This window comes from Amycolatopsis sp. NPDC051373, assembly GCF_040689465.1.
GTDB lineage: Bacteria > Actinomycetota > Actinomycetes > Mycobacteriales > Pseudonocardiaceae > Amycolatopsis.
Map to the genome: position 1 here is coordinate 141177 of NZ_JBFBAE010000004.1, position 15139 is coordinate 156315.

The window sequence follows — 15139 nt, forward strand, 5'->3', positions numbered from 1 at the left end:
CAAAACAACCCCGGAAACTCGTAGTGGATCGTTAATATATTACCATTCCTTTCGTATCCTTCCGGCACGTTTCCGATCACCCTTAGGGTCGTGCTCAGCCACGTCGGAAATTCCCGTGACGTGGGTAAAGGGAGGAACGATTCATGAGCAAGTCTTCGTCGCGCAGGGCGGTTCGCACCGCGCTGGCGGCCGCGGCGCTGGTGCCGTTCGCCGCGGTGTTCGCGGGGGGCACCGCGGCGGCGTCGCCGGCCGCGGACTGGGTCCGGCCGGGGTCGGTTTTCGTGGGCACCAACCACAACAGCAGCAGCGATCCGAGCGAGCCGGGCAACCAGATCGCCTACTACCACCGCGCAAGCGACGGCAAGCTGACGCTGGTCGGCAAGTTCGCCACCGGTGGTCAGGGGTCGGGTCCGGGTCAGCGGTTCGCGGGTGACGGCCTCGGTTCGGGCAATTCGGTCCGGCTCACCGCCGACCACCGTTTCCTGCTCGTGACCAACGCCGGGAGCAACACCCTTTCCGTGTTGCGGATTCTGCCGGATCGCCTGCAGGTGGTCGACGTCGTGCCGACGGGCGACGGTTCTTCTTCGCAGCGTTTCCCGAACAGTGTCACGCAGCACGGAAACGTCGTTCACGTCCTCAACGCTTCGGGCCAGGGCAGCATCACCGGCTTCCGGCTCGGGCTCGACGGCCGGCTCACTCCGATCGCCGGCTCGACCCGGCAGCTGAAGGCCGCTCAGGACCGCTTCGCGCCCGACGCGCTGAAGGACCCGACGCAGGTCGCGTTCAGCCCGGACGGGCACCACCTGCTGGTGTCCATCAAGGACGGCCCCACCAACGACGTGATCCCTGGCGCCAACCCGACCGGGCCGGGCCGGGTGCTCACCTTCGGCGTCGACGGTGCCGGCAAACCCAGCAAGGACTTCGTTCGCACCGACTTCGACAACCGCGGCCCGTTCGGGTTCTCCTTCGACCGCGAGGGCAACGTCGACCTCGCCGAGTTCGTGGGCGGCGGCGTGGAGGACGGGCACCCGACCGGCGCGGCGGGCAGCTACCGCATCGGGCGTGACGGGCACTTGACCCCGATCAGCACGGCCGTGGCCGACCACCAGATCGACACGTGCTGGGTCGTCAACAACGGCAAGTACGCCTTCGGCTCCAATTACACCTCCGGCACCATCTCCAGCTGGAAGGTGAACCCCGACGGCAGCCTCACCCTCCTGCACGAGGTGGCCGGTACCACGGACAAGTCGGCCAACAGCCAGGGCAGCACCCCGCTCGACCTGGGCGTGAGCCCGGACGGGAAGAACCTCTACAACGTGCTTCCAGGCTCTAGCAAGCTCGCCGCCTGGTCGATCGGCGCGAACGGCGAGCTCACCAAGATCGGCGAGTTCGGCGGCCTGCCCCAGACCGTGAACGGTGACCACGCGCCGAGCGACTTCAGCGCGCTCGGCAGCCCCGCGGGCATCGACGTGAGCTGACCCCACGCCCGGGATGGCCGCCGAAAACCGGCCATTCCGGGCCTGGTCCGTGAAACCGCGGCCCACTGGGGTCGCCGGCTCGGGTGTTCCTCGATGCGACGGCGCCGCCCACCGGGGCAGGGTCGGCCCGTACCGCGTTGTCCACACTCGTGCGCAAAGGGCCTTCAATCATGGAAACCGTCGAAAATTCGCTCCAAGCCGACCTCCTCGTGGTCGGCTTCGGCAAGGGCGGCAAAATCACCGCCGGTACCATGGCCCGGCTCGGGAAGCGGGTCATCGTCGTCGAGCAGTCGCCGGAGATGTACGGCGGCACCTGCCCGAACGTCGGCTGCGTGCCCACCAAGGCGCTGGTGCACCGCTCCCGCAACCGCCGCCCGTCCGACTCGCCGCAGGAGTGGTACGAGCGGGCCGTGGGCGAGGTGCACGACATCACCTCGCTGTTCAACAAGGGCAACTTCGACGGGATGGACGGCCTCGAGACGGCGTCGGTCCTCACCGGGCACGCGGTGTTCACCAGCCCCGACACCGTCCTCGTGGACACCGCCGACGGCCCTGTCACCGTCCGGGCCGAGCACATCCTCATCAACACCGGCTCCACGCCGGTGATCCCCGACCTCCCGGGCCTGCGCGAGAGCAAGTACCTGGTCACCAGCACCGACCTCATCCACCGCACCGAGCTGCCGAAGCGGCTGGCGATCGTCGGCGGCGGCTACCTCGGCATCGAGTTCGCCGCCATCTACCGCCAGTTCGGCTCTGAGGTCACGCTCTTCGAGTCGACAGCGCGCATTCTCGACCACCTCGACGACGACGTGCAGGCCGTGGCCGAGAAGATCCTCGTCGACGAGGGCATCGAGATCGTCACCGGCGCCAATGTCACGGGCGTCGAGGACGGCGACGGCGAGGCGATCGTGCAGTACATGCACGACGGCCGCGAGCGCACCCTGGCCGTGGACGCGGTCTTGTCCGCCGCCGGTCGCAAACCGGCCACCGAAGGTCTCGGCCTCGCCGCGGCGGGCGTCCGCGTGACCGCCCGGGGCGCGGTGGAGGTCGACGAGCACCTGCGCACCAGCCAGCCGCACATCTTCGCGCTCGGCGACGTCAACGGCGGGCCGCAGTTCACCTACGTCTCCCTCGACGACAGCCGCATCGTGCTCGATCAGCTGCGCGGTGAGGGCAAGCGCACCACGACCGACCGTGTCGCCGTGCCGCGGACGCTGTTCATGACCCCGCCGCTGGCGATGGTCGGCCTCACCGAGCGTGAGGCGCGTGACGCGGGCCACCGGATCAAGGTCTCGAGCCAGCCGGTCGCGGAGATCATCGCGATGCCGCGCGCCTACGTCGTCGACGAGACGCGCGGCGTGATGAAGTTCGTGATCGACCTCGACACCGACGAGATCCTCGGCGCCTCGCTGCTGAGTGTCGACGCACAGGAGCTGATCAACACCGTGGCGCAGGCGATGCGCCACGGCATCAAGGCCGCGCAGCTGGGCGAGGCGATCTACACGCACCCCTCGTCGACGGAGGCGTTCAACGACGTGATCTCCACGGTGGTCCGGAGCGACGAGAAGTAGCGGCCACACGCAGAAACGCCCCATATCGTCCACAAAGGATGGTTTGGGGCTTTTCTTTTCCCGCCACCACAACGCACTGGGGGGTCGGGCCCGGGTGCACCCGGACGCGACGCGGGCGCCGCGCGGGCAGGCTCTGACGCGACGACCGGAAACGGAGAACCCACATGCCAGGTATGCAGGCCGCCGGCCACCTCTACCTCCAGACCAACGAGGTCAGGAACGCGATCATCCACTACGCCCGAGGGGCCGACGGCGCCCTCACCGAGGTGGAACGCGTGCCCACCGGGGGTGGCGGGTCCGGGGTGTACAAGCCGATCAGCGGTCAGGAGAGCGCGCCGAACGCCTTCGAGGCGGCGGGCAGCGTGATCCTCACGGCGGACCAGCAGTTCCTGTTCGCCACCAACGGCGGCGACAACTCCGTCTCCAGCTTCTCCGTCGGCAGCGACGGCAAACTGACGCTGCTCGACGTGAAGCGCACGGGCAACATCGTGGCCGGCCGCAGCGGCACCGCGAAGTCGCTGGCATTCTCGCCGGCCACCAGCACGCTGTACGTGCTGCACTCGTTCGGCCCCGACCACGTGCGGCTGATGACCGTGGACCCCGAAGGCCGGCTCACCGCGCGGCCCGAGGGCTACACCGTGAACACGCCGGACAAGCCGCTGCGCGTGTCCACGATGGTCGTGCTCTCGCCGGACGAGCGCTTCCTCGTCGTCGGCACCACGTTCGACCAGCCGGCCGCGGCCAACCCGGACGGTTCGCCGATCCTGTGGGCCGACCAGCCGGACGGCTCGAAGAAGTCGGTCGCGTCCAACGCCCCCGACCCCGACGGCATCATCGTCTTCCCGCTGCAGCACGACGGTTCGCTGGGCGAGGGCATGTTCCAGGACGGCGGCGGCGGTTCGCCGTTCTACCCCGCGTTCCTGCACCACCGCCCCGACCACTTCGTGATCGGCTACGCCGTGGCCGACGGGGTCGCGCTGGCCAAGCTCGACGACCGCGGCCAGATCGGCACCGGACCGGTCGTGAAGATCGACACCAGCGCGGGCCTGCCCTCGGAGCTGTGCTGGCTCGCGGTTTCGCCCGACGACAAGTGGATCTTCGCCACGAACTTCGGCTACAGCAACGTCTCCTGCTTCCGCATCGACGGCGACGTCGTCTCGCTGGTGCACGACAACGCCTGCCCGAAGGTTCCCGGCGACGGCACCTTCCGCGCGCTCAACGGCACCGTCAGCAGCGGCCCGAGCGACAACTGGCTGGCCCCGGACGGCACCCACCTGTACCAGATCTACGCCAACGCCTCGAAGCTCGTGGGCTACGCGGTGCAGTCCGACGGTTCGCTCGTCGAGGTCACCGCCGCGGAGATCCCGTACAACAGCCCGCAGGGCCTGGCCGGGTTCTGAGCCGTGACGGCGGGTGAGGCCGGCCAGGCGCGCATCGAGGCGACATTGTCGTCGCTGATGCTCAGCCCCCGGGAAATCGAGAAGCTGGTGATCTACCAGGTGGCCGAGCTGGCTCGGCGGCGCAAGGACCGCGGTCTGAAGCTCAACTTCCCGGAGTCGATCGCGCTGATCACCGAGGCGCTGCTGGAGGCGGCCCGGGACGGCCGGTCGGTGGCGGAGGTGACCGAGCTGGGCAAGCAGGTGCTCACGCGCGAGGACGTGCTGCCCGGCGTGCCGGAGATGGTGAACGTGGTGCAGGTCGAGGCCACGTTCCGCACGGGCACCCAGCTCGTGGCCGTGGCCGACCCGATTCCGTAGGAGCGCACGATGATTCCAGGCGAATGGCTGCTGGCCGACGAGCCGATCGAGCTCAACGCCGGCCGGCGCACCGCGCGCCTGCCGGTGCGCAACACCGGTGACCGGCCGATCCAGATCGGTTCGCACTTCCACTTCTTCGAGGTGAACCGGGTGCTGGACTTCGACCGCCCGGCGACGCTGGGCATGCGGCTCAACGTGCCCTCGGGGCAATCGATCCGCTTCGAGCCCGGCGACGAACGCGACGTCGAGCTCGTGGAGTTCGGCGGTGCCGGGCGGGTGGTCGGCTTCAGCGGCCTGCTCGACGGGGGTTTCGCGGTTCGCGGAGCGGCGGCCCGGGCCCAGGCTCGGGCCGCCGAGCGCGGCTTCACGGGAACGGGGGAGCAGGCGTGACGACGGTTTCGCGGCGGCATTACGCGTCGCTCTACGGCCCGACGGCGGGCGACCGCTTCCGCCTGGCCGACACCGAACTGCTCGCCCGGGTGGAACGCAGTCTCATCCTCCCGGGTGAGGAAGCGATCTACGGCGGTGGGAAGTCCATTCGGGACGGGATGGCGCAGGCGCCCGGCGTCCGCAACGCGGACGGCGCCCTGGATCTCGTGATCACCTCGGTGATCGTGATGGACGCCGTGCTCGGCATCCTCAAGGCGGACATCGGCGTCAAGGACGGGCTGATCGCCGGCATCGGCCAGGCCGGCAACCCGTACGTGCAGGACGGGGTATCGCCCGGGCTGGTGATCGGGCCGGGCACGGAGGTGATCTCCGGCGAGGGCCTCGTCGCCACCGCCGGGGCGATCGACACCCACGTGCACTTCCTGACGCCGGCCCAGATCCCGCACGCGCTCGCCGGTGGCGTCACCACGCTGCTGGGCGGCGGGACCGGGCCGGCCGACGGGTCCAAGGGCACGACCTGCACCCCCGGTCCGTGGAACCTGGCCCGGATGTTCGAGGCGACGGCCGCGCTGCCGGTCAACATCGGCCTGATGGGCAAGGGCAACAGCAGCCGCCCGGAAGGCCTGCGCGAGCAGGTGGAGGCCGGCGCCTGCGGCCTGAAGGTGCACGAGGACTGGGGCGCCACCCCGGCGGCGCTGGACTGCGCGCTGTCGGTCGCCGACGAGTACGACGTGCAGGTGGCGCTGCACGCCGACACCCTCAACGAAAGTGGCTACCTGGCCGACACGCTCGACGCGATCGACGGCCGGACGATCCACAGCTACCACACCGAGGGCGCCGGCGGCGGTCACGCGCCCGACATGATGGCGATCGCGTCGCTGCCCAACGTGCTGCCGTCCTCGACCAACCCGACGCGTCCGTACACCACCGACACGACGGACAACCTGTTCTACATGACGATCGTGACGCACCACCTCAACCCCGACAACCCCGAGGACGTCGCGTTCGCGCAGTCGCGGATCCGCGCCGAGACCGAGGCGGCCGAGGACGTGCTGCACGACCGGGGTGTGCTGAGCATGTACTCCTCGGACGCGCAGGCCATGGGGCGCATCGGGGACACCGTCACGACGTGCTGGCGCACCGCGGACAAGATGAAGAAGCTCACCGGCAGCCTGCCCGGGGAGGCTGCGGGCGACGACAACCAGCGGATCCTGCGGTACCTGGCGAAGCTCACGATCAACCCGGCGCTGACGCACGGCATCGGCCACGTCGTGGGCTCGCTGGAGCCGGGCAAGCTCGCCGACATCGTGCTGTGGCCGACGAACACATTCGGTGTCAAGCCCAAGTACGTGCTCAAGGGCGGGTTCGTCGCGTGGTCGGTGATGGGTGACGCCAACGCGTCCATCCCGACGCCGGAACCGGTGCTGCTGCAGCCGATGTTCGCCGGCCTCGGCAAGGCGGTGGGGCGGACGTCGATCACGTTCCTCTCCCAGGCGGCGCAGGAGAGCAAGCTGTTCGAGCGGCTCGGGATCGACCGGTGGACAGAGGCCGTGCGCGGGTGCCGGACGGTGGGCAAGGCGCAGATGGTGCGCAACGAGCTCACGCCCGACATCGCGGTGGACCCCGAGACGTACCAGGTCACTGTGGACGGTGAGCCGGCCGTGGTGCCCGCGGTCGACGAGGTGTCCATGTCGCAGCTGTACTACATCGTCTGAAGTGCGGGGATCGTCTGATGTGCGAGGTCGTCTGATGTGCGCGCCTGTCCGATGACCGGGATCCGCTGATGCCGCCGTATCTCGGGGGCGCCGACTGGCTCACGGGCTTCCTGTCCGCGCTGCAGCTGAGCGATTCGGCGTTCCCGAGCGGCCGCTACACGCTGTCCTACGGCCTGGAAACCCTGGTGCAGTCGGGTTTCCTGGCGACGCCGACCGATCCGCGGGTGCTCTCGGCGCTGCTGCGGGACCAGCTGCTGCTCGGGGTGGCCCCGTCGGACGGGGTGGCGCTGGCGTGCGCCCACCGCGCCACGGCGTCGGGGGACTCCCTCGACCTCGAGTGCGTGACCCGAGCCGACGAACGGCTGACCGCGGTGAAGCTGGCGCGGGAGGCGCGGGAGACGTCCACCCGCACGGGCCGGGCGCTGCTACGGATCGCCCGGTCGGTGTTCCCGACCGAGGCGTTGCGGCACTACGCCGACTGTGTCGCGAAAGGACGGTCGCCCGGCAACCACGCTGTGGTGCTGGGAATCCTGAGCGCGTCGGTGGGCGTGCCGCGGCTGGAGGCCGTGGCGGGGGAGCTGTTCGCGTTCTCCGCGGCCTGGGTCGCGGCGGGCGTGCGGCTGGCCGTCACCGACCACAGCACCGCGCAAGCCGTGCTCCACGACGTGCGGGCCGCCACGGCCGAAGCGGCGATGTGCGCCGTGGACAAGGACCCCGACGCCATCACGAGCTGCACGCCGCTGCCGGACGTGGCGGCGATGCGGCACGAGCAAACGCAACTGCGGCTGTTCGCCAGCTGAGGGAAGGAAACCATGGAACCCCACCCGCATTCGCACGACCACTCGCACTCCCACGCGGAGTTCTCCGCCGTGCGCTCGCCCGGCGTCGCCCGCATCGGCATCGGCGGCCCGGTCGGGTCGGGCAAGACGGCGCTCATCGAGGCTTTGGTGCCGATGCTCATCGCGGCCGGCCACCGCCCGCTGGTCGTCACCAACGACATCTTCACCAGCGAAGACGCCCTGCACGTGCGGCGCACCCTGGCCGGCGTGCTCGCGCCGGAGCGGGTCGTCGGCGTGGAGACCGGTTCGTGCCCGCACACCGCGGTGCGCGACGACCCGACCATGAACCTCGACGCCGTCACCGAGCTCACCGACCGCTACCCCGACGCGGACGTGGTCCTCGTCGAGTCGGGAGGTGACAACCTGACGCTGACGTTCAGCGCGGCGCTGGCCGACTACTTCGTCTTCGTGATCGACGTGGCGCAGGGAGACAAGATCCCGCGCAAGCGCGGCCCGGGCGTGACCCACTCCGACCTGCTGGTGATCAACAAGGTCGACCTGGCGGACCTCGTCCGGTCCGACCTGGCGGTGATGGATCGCGACGCCGGCGCCGTGCGCGAAGGCCGCCCGTTCGTGTTCACCAACTGCTTCACCGGTGAGGGGCTCGACGAGGTCACCCGCCGTGTCCGCGACGTGATCGGCCGGTTCGCGCCCGCAGCCGAAGTGGGATGACCCGTCGCGACGACCCGGCGTGGTGCACGCCGGCCCGGTTGCCCGAGGAGCTGCTCGGCTTCGACGGGCCCATCCGCGACGGCCTCGGCGTCGGGGCGCCCGGCAAGCTCGGCGTGCTCGACCTCGCGCTCGCCCCGCGCGGCGGCACCACCCGGGTCGTCCGGCAGTACCAGCGCGCGCCGCTGCACATCTACCGCCCGATCCACCTCGACCCGCTGCGGCCGGACATGGCCTTCGTGTTCCTGCAGCAGCAGGGCGACGGGTTCGTGCAGGGGGACCGCTACCGCATCGACGTCGACTGCGCCCCCGGCTCGGCCGTCCACCTCACGACTCAGGCGTCCACCAAGGTCTTCGGTGCGCGTGACAACTACGCGACGCAGCTGGTGAACCTGACCGTCGGCGCCGGCGCGGTGCTGGAGTACCTGCCCGACCCGGTCGTCCCGTTCCGCGGCTCGCGCCTCTTCCAGCGCACGGCCGTGAGCATCGCGGCCGACGCGACGGTGATCCTCGGCGAGATTCTGCTCCCGGGCCGCGTGGCGCGTGGCGAGGCCCACGTCTACGACCTCTACTGGGCGGAGCTGGAAGCCCGCACCCCCGACGGCGCGCTGCTGTTGACCGACACCTTGCGCCTGCGCCCGGGCGGTGCCGGCGATCCCGCCTCACCCGCGACGCTGGGCGGGTACCAGGTCGTGGCGAGCCTATACGTGGTGTCGGACCGGATGCCGCCGGCCGAGCTCGTGATCGCGCTGCGCGAGGCCCTGGCCCGGGTGCCGGACGTCCTCGCCGGCGTCTCCGAGCTGCCGGCCGCGTGCGGCGTGGGCGCGCGGCTGCTGGGACACACCTCCCAGTCGGTCCAGGCCGCGATGCACGCCGCGTGGGACCGCGCGCGCCTCGGCCTGCTGGGCGCGCCGGCACCCGACCTGCGCAAAGGCTGAGCTCACGGGTGGACGTTGGGGGCAGGCAGGCGTATGCGTCTTGTCTGCACCCCGGGTCTGCCGGGTTGGGCGAGTCACCCTGCGGGGGATGACCTGGCTGAGAGTTGCGGGGCCTGGTGGCCCGGGACGTGCAGATCGGCCACAAGGCTGCGCGCCACGGGCCTCGCGGCCCCGGAGCGCCTCAGTGAGCGACCGACCCGAGATCGGCAACTGCCCGCGCCCGCTTCCCCGACGCCCAAGCACTGGTCGCCGCGGCCGGAGTCGCGCGCTCGACCCGCCAATCCGGCAAACACCACACCGTCACCTACTGCCGCGGCTGCAACACACCTGGACCAGAATCCTTCGGCGCTGCCGGCACGACCACATCCCCGACAACCCCGGCCTCCACGGCCACCTCACCACCCTCCGCGAGAAGGCCGCTTGACATAGGGCTCTCAGTCGTCCGCGCAAGCGGCCAGGACCAGGTGCAGCTCGGTGCGCGTGGTGATGGACAGCTTGGTGAACACCTTGTGCAGGTGGTACTCGACCGTGCGCGGGCTGATGGACAGGGCGGCGGCGATCTCGGGGTTGGAGCGGCCGTCGCGGGCGAGCGAGGCGATGCGGCGCTCCTGCGGCGTCAGCTGGGAGCTGGTTTCCGGCACCCGGCGGCGCGCACGTTCGCCGGTGGCGAGGAGTTCGCGCATCGCGCGGGCGGCGAAGGCTTCGGCGCGCATGGCGAGGAACGCCTCGTGGGCGGCGCGCAGGGGGCCTCGTGCGTCGATGCGCCGGCCGCGGCGGCGGAGCCACTCGCCGTAGAGCAGGCGGGCGCGCGCGAGGTGCGGGGTGATGCGGGAGCGACCCAGGCGGTCGATCGCTTCCGTGTACAGGTCTTCCGCTGCTTGGCCGTCGTGAAGCAGCGCGCGGGATCGCGCGTCGACGCCGAGGGCCCATTCGGTGCCGCTGAGGCAGGCGCGTTCGGAGAGGCGGTCGGCCGCCGCCGCGGCGGTGGTCAGGTCGCCGGAGCGGACGGCGCCTTCGACGAGCTCGACGAGGGACCAGCCTTGGAGCTCGATACCGTCGCGGTCGAGGACGTCGCGGGTCGCCTCGGCAGCTTTGGCGTACGCGGTGAGGCCGTTGCGGAGCACGGCGGTGGCGTAGCGGGCGGTGGTGCGGGCCATACCGCCGTTTTCGAAAGAGGACTCGGCGAACGTCGGCAGCTCGTGCCCGCGCCACGCGGCCAGCACGCAGGCGGCGTGCGGGAACGACGGGGTGCCAGAGAGCCGGGTGAGGGATTCCGCTTCGGCCACCAAGGACTCCGCGACGGCGAATTGTCCGAAGTGGACTTCGGCCAGTGCGCGGTGGGTGAGGACGTACGGCAGGATCGTGCGGGCGCCGGTCTCGCGCGCGCCGGCGAGTTCCTGCCGGGTGAGGTCGTGCCAGGTGTCGTCGTCCCACAGGTCCGGTGCGACGAGGCAGGCCAGCAGCCGGGAGCGGGCGTCGTCTTCGTGGTCGTTGTCGAGGGTTTTCAACGCGAGCTTGAGTGGCTCGACCGCGGCCGCGTAGCCGGCGGTGCAGCGTTGCGCGACGCCTTCGAGTAGCCGGTCCGAGCCCGTCGGCCGATGGGTGGCCAGGCGTGCGAGCACCGCGTGGACGATGTCGACGTGGCCGGTGAAGATCGCGGCGCCCAGGGCTTCGAGGTACGCGGGCCTCGCGAGGCGGGGTTCGCACACTTCCAGGTCCTGGGCCGAGGTGAGCAGCCGTCCGACCGCGGGCCCGCCGCGGCCGGAGTCGAACGCCATGCGGGCGCGCACCCGGTTCGACCGCGCCCGGGCTGCGACGCCGGGAGAGCCCAGCTCCGCGACAGCCAGCAGGCGGACCGCCGCGTCCACGGCTCCGGCCGCGTGGTGCGCGTCCGCCGCCGCGATGGCCCGCTCGGCGCGCAGCCGCGGGTCGGGGGTGCGCAGCGCGGCGTGTTCCAGGAAGGCGGCCGCGGCCGGCAGCCCGCCCCGGCGTCCGGCATCGTCGGCGAGGCGGGCCAGGGAATCGGCGACGGCTTCGGCCGGTTCGACCGTCGCGTGGGCGAGGTGCCACGCGCGCCGGTCGGGTTCGCGCTGCGGATCGGTCGCGAGGGCGAGGGCGCCGTGGACCAGACGGCGTTCCGCACCGGACGCGAGGCCGTAGACGCACTGGCGCAGGCGGGGTTCGCGGAAGGTGACCCACGCGCCGAAGGACACGAGGCCCGCCGTTTCGAGCGGCTCGGCCGCGTCCGGTCCGATCGCGAGCCCGGTGGCCGCATGCCACAGCCGGACGGGCTCGCCGAGCGGTTCGGCGGAGGCGAGGATGAGCAGGAGCCTGCTCTCCGGTGTCAACGTTTTCGACGGGCCGGCGATTTCGGGACAGGACAAGGGAACCACGCCGTAACCGCCGGCGAGGCCGGCCGCCGGGCGCACGGCGTCGAGCAGCAGCCGCGGATTTCCCCGGGCCTCCGCCACGACGCGGTCGAGCACGGCGTGGTCCAGCGGCGCGGCCGGCGCGGACCTGAGGAGCTCGCGCGACTCGGCGTGGCCCAAGGGTTCGAGGCTGAGACTCGGCAGGTCGGCGAACCGCTCTCCGCGTTCGGCGAACACCAGCGCGACGGGCACCGGCCCGAGCCGCCGGGTGGCGGCCGCGAGGACGGAGGCCGAAGCCTCGTCCAGCCACTGCGCGTCGTCGATCAGGCACAGCACCGGCTGCTTTTCTGCCGCCAGCGCCAGCAGCTCCACCACGGCGACGCAGACGGGGAGCCGTTCGGGCGCGGCACCCGCGCGGAGTCCGACGGCCCGTTCCAGCACCTCGCGCCGGTGCGCGTGCAGCCGGGAGAGCTCGGCGGGCAGGGCCGAGCACAGCAGGTGCAGCGCGGCGTACGGCAGATCCGCTTCGGCGGCGATCCCGCGGACGTTCAGCACCCGGTGCTCGCCGGCCGCGTTCGCGATCTGCGTGAGCAAGGCCGTTTTCCCGAGGCCCGCCGCGCCGCGGACCACGACCGCGCCGCCGCGGGTCAGCAGGTCCCGGAGCCGGGCGCGTTCGAGGTCGCGTCCGACGAGGGGGAGTGTCGCGTTCATCGTGCGGCGGCCTCGATTCCGTGCTGGTGCTCGGTGAAGGCCAGGTGCAGCTCGGTTCGCGACGTGATGCGCAGCTTCGCGAAAACCTTGCGCAGGTGGTACTCGACCGTGCGGGGGCTGATCGACAGCGTGGCGCCGATCTCCGAGTTGGTGAGGCCGCCGCGGGCGAGCGCGGCGATCCGGTGTTCGTGCCGGGTCAGCGCCGAGGTGGTGATTGCGGGGGTCTCGGGTTCGCCGATCGCGAGCAACGCGCGGTCCGCGAAGGCCGTGGCCCCCATGCGGAGGAACTCGTCGTACGCGGCGCGCAACGGCTCACCGGCTTCCTCGTCGCGTCCGTGCCGTCGCAGCCATTCCCCGTAGCCGAGCCGAGTGCGGGCCAGGAGCGGTCGGATCCTCGTCCGGGCAAGCCGTTCGATCGCTTCGAGGTACAGGCGTCCGGCCTCGGGACCTTCGGCCGACAGCGCACGGGACCGGGCCTGGGCGCCGAGCGCCCAGTCCGTCCCGCACCGGTCGGTGCGGGAGACGAGCGCCTCGAGCGCCGTCGTCGCGATGTCGAGCCGGCCCGCGCCCACGGCGGCTTCGACCAGCTCGACCAGCGCCCAGCCGGCCGTCGCCAGTTCGTCGCGCTCCACGACACGCCGTGCCGCGGCGAGCGCGCGCGAGTAGTCGCCGACGGCGTTGCCCGCCACCGCGGCGGCCAGCTCGCCGCACGTGCGGGCGAGTCCGTGGCCGGTCGGGCCGCCGAACTCCTGACCACGCCAGGCCGCGACGAGCACAGTCGCGTGCTCCAGCGGTGCCTGGCCCAGCTTCATGCTCATCGTGCGAGCCTCGTCGTCCAGCGCGGCCGCCTCGGTGAGATTGCCGGTATGGACCGAAAACAGTGCTTTTCCGGCCAAGACATCCGGCAGGGCGCCGGGATCGGCCGCTTCGCTCACCAATCGGTGCCACGCCTGGTCGTCCCACAGTTCAGCGGCGACGAGCCCGGCCGGCCACGATGGCCGAGCGGTTTCGAGAGCTGTGGTCAGCGGCCCGACGGCAGCGTCGAAACCTTCGGTGCCGCGCAGAATCAGCCCGGCCCCGAGTCCGTCGTCGTGGCTGGGCGGCATGGGGGCGAAATCGACGCCGGTGAGGACGGCGGCGCCGAGCGCGTCGAGACACGCTTGGCTTGCCGGGCCGAAGGGGAAACTGTCGCGGGTCGCGCGCAGCAGTGCTTCCGTTGCGGAGGGGGTGCGGGTCGAGATGAACGTGAGCCAGGCTCGCAGCCGAGTGGCTTCGGCCCGCTGTGCCGGTTCGAGGGGGCCGACCATCGCATCCAGCAGCTGAAGCGCGTTTCCGGGCTGCCCGGCGTCGAGTTCCGCTGCGATCGCGGCCAGAGTGCGCTCGGTCCGCAGGGCGGGGTCGGAGGTGAGTGTGGCGGCGACACGCACGAACGCGGCCGCCGCGCTTTGCCCGCCACGCTTGCGTGCCGAGGGCACCTGTGCGAGCAGGCCGTCGGCTGCCGCCGGATCCGGGCCTGGCACCGAGTGTGCGCGGTGCCAGGACCTCCGGTCTTCTGACGTTGCCGCGTCGGCCAGCGCTCGATGGACCGTACGTCGCTCCGAAGGGGTGGCCCGATGATAAACCCAGCCACGCGCGGCCGGGTCGGAAAACGTGACCCGCTCGCCGAACGCGAGCAACCCGTCCGGCGCGACCGCCGGGATCCCCAGCCGCGCGGCGGCTTGCCACAGCAGAGTCACCTGGCCCGTCGGATCCGCGGCGGCGGCCAGCACCAGGGTGCGGCCGCCCGGGTCGAGGCGCAGCACCCGCTCCTGGGTATCGGCGTCCGGGTTCCCGTCGGGCAGGCCGAATCCACCGGCCGGCGCGAAGGCCGTTACGGCCGAAAGGATCGCTCGCGGATTCCCCCGGATCTCCGCGACGAACCGCTCGACCACGTCCTCGTCCACCGGACCCGGCACCAGCGAATCGACCAGCGCACGAGCACCGGCCCGGCACAACCCGGGCACCACCAGCTCCGGCAAGTCCTGCAGCCCACCGAACCCGGTGCGCTCCGCGAAGAGCAGCACCACCCGCCGCCCTGGCAATCGCCGTGCCACGAAAGCCAGAGCGCGCGCCGAAGGCTCGTCCAGCCGGTGTGCGTCGTCGACCACGCACAGCAACGGGGCCGCGGCCGAGAGGAGGAACGTCGCTGCCACCCCGACCGCGAACGGATCGGAGTCCTCCGTGATCGCACGCAGTGCCAGCGCATGGTGCGGCATCAGCTGCCCGAACACCCGTTCGAGCGCGGCCGACAGCTGCCGCAGCCCCGCGTACGGCCGCGTCCCGGACGAGCGCACATGGACCACCCGGTACCCGCGCGTTCGCGCGACGACGTGTCGCAGCAACGCCGTTTTCCCCACGCCAGGAGCACCCCGCAGCACGAGCGCGCCGTGGCCGTCCCGCACGTGCTGATCGAGCAGGTGGACTTCGGCGGCACGGCCGTGCAGAGTGACGTCGGTTACTACACTGGCCGGGTTCGGGTCGGGCACGGCGTCGACGCTCGCGGGTCCCCGGCCGCTTCGAACCCGGGCCGCCCCGGGCGCGACCCCGGGACCCGGGCGAACCCGGGCGAACGGGGCGACACCGGTGAACGCTGTGTACCCGGCGCCGCCCGATGATCGGGATATCCTGCGGGCGCCCGCTGGTCGCCGTGACCGGAAGGGAAG

General features: G+C 71.6%; 10 protein-coding genes and 1 pseudogene. 9 read left to right on the forward strand and 2 right to left on the reverse strand.

Features of this window, described 5'->3' with window-relative positions; translation table 11 throughout:
• Positions 1-143: 143 nt before the first annotated feature.
• The 9 genes and pseudogenes from AB0383_RS09055 to AB0383_RS09095 all read left to right on the forward strand — a co-directional run bounded on the left by AB0383_RS09055 (position 144) and on the right by AB0383_RS09095 (position 9357).
• Positions 144-1478 carry a beta-propeller fold lactonase family protein gene (locus AB0383_RS09055; protein WP_366186192.1) on the forward strand — a complete coding sequence of 445 codons (1335 nt, stop codon included), beginning with the start codon at positions 144-146 and terminating at the stop codon, positions 1476-1478.
• A gap of 170 nt (positions 1479-1648) precedes the next feature.
• The gene (locus AB0383_RS09060; protein ID WP_364183794.1) at positions 1649-3049 is read left to right on the forward strand and encodes an FAD-dependent oxidoreductase; all 1401 of its coding nucleotides are present in this window, start codon (positions 1649-1651) and stop codon (positions 3047-3049) included.
• Between the two features lie 164 nt (positions 3050-3213).
• Positions 3214-4449 (forward strand): beta-propeller fold lactonase family protein, encoded by a 1236-nt coding sequence (locus tag AB0383_RS09065; protein ID WP_366186194.1) that lies wholly within the window; start codon positions 3214-3216, stop codon positions 4447-4449.
• A gap of 54 nt (positions 4450-4503) precedes the next feature.
• Positions 4504-4806 (forward strand): urease subunit gamma, encoded by a 303-nt coding sequence (locus AB0383_RS09070; RefSeq protein WP_220247702.1) that lies wholly within the window; start codon positions 4504-4506, stop codon positions 4804-4806.
• 9 nt (positions 4807-4815) lie between these two features.
• A pseudogene (locus AB0383_RS09075) lies at positions 4816-5112 on the forward strand (urease subunit beta); the annotation flags it as partial.
• Positions 5113-5192: 80 nt separating this feature from the next.
• Positions 5193-6911 (forward strand): urease subunit alpha, encoded by a 1719-nt coding sequence (gene ureC / locus AB0383_RS09080; protein ID WP_366186196.1) that lies wholly within the window; start codon positions 5193-5195, stop codon positions 6909-6911.
• 68 nt (positions 6912-6979) lie between these two features.
• Positions 6980-7711, forward strand: coding sequence for an urease accessory UreF family protein (locus AB0383_RS09085; protein ID WP_366186198.1), 732 nt, complete (start codon positions 6980-6982; stop codon positions 7709-7711).
• 12 nt (positions 7712-7723) lie between these two features.
• On the forward strand, positions 7724-8422 hold the full coding sequence (ureG, locus tag AB0383_RS09090) for an urease accessory protein UreG (protein ID WP_364183806.1): 699 nt from the start codon (positions 7724-7726) through the stop codon (positions 8420-8422).
• Positions 8419-9357, forward strand: coding sequence for an urease accessory protein UreD (locus AB0383_RS09095; RefSeq protein ID WP_366186201.1), 939 nt, complete (start codon positions 8419-8421; stop codon positions 9355-9357). Before ureG ends, AB0383_RS09095 begins: the two co-directional genes overlap by 4 nt.
• 434 nt (positions 9358-9791) lie before the next feature.
• Here AB0383_RS09095 and AB0383_RS09100 read toward each other — a convergent pair whose 3' ends face one another.
• Both AB0383_RS09100 and AB0383_RS09105 read right to left on the reverse strand, forming a co-directional pair.
• Positions 9792-12437, reverse strand: coding sequence for an AAA family ATPase (locus AB0383_RS09100; protein ID WP_366186203.1), 2646 nt, complete (start codon positions 12435-12437; stop codon positions 9792-9794).
• The gene (locus tag AB0383_RS09105) at positions 12434-14962 is read right to left on the reverse strand and encodes a LuxR C-terminal-related transcriptional regulator (protein ID WP_366186205.1); all 2529 of its coding nucleotides are present in this window, start codon (positions 14960-14962) and stop codon (positions 12434-12436) included. The genes AB0383_RS09100 and AB0383_RS09105 overlap by 4 nt, the downstream gene beginning before the upstream one ends.
• Between the last annotated feature and the right edge of the window lie 177 nt (positions 14963-15139).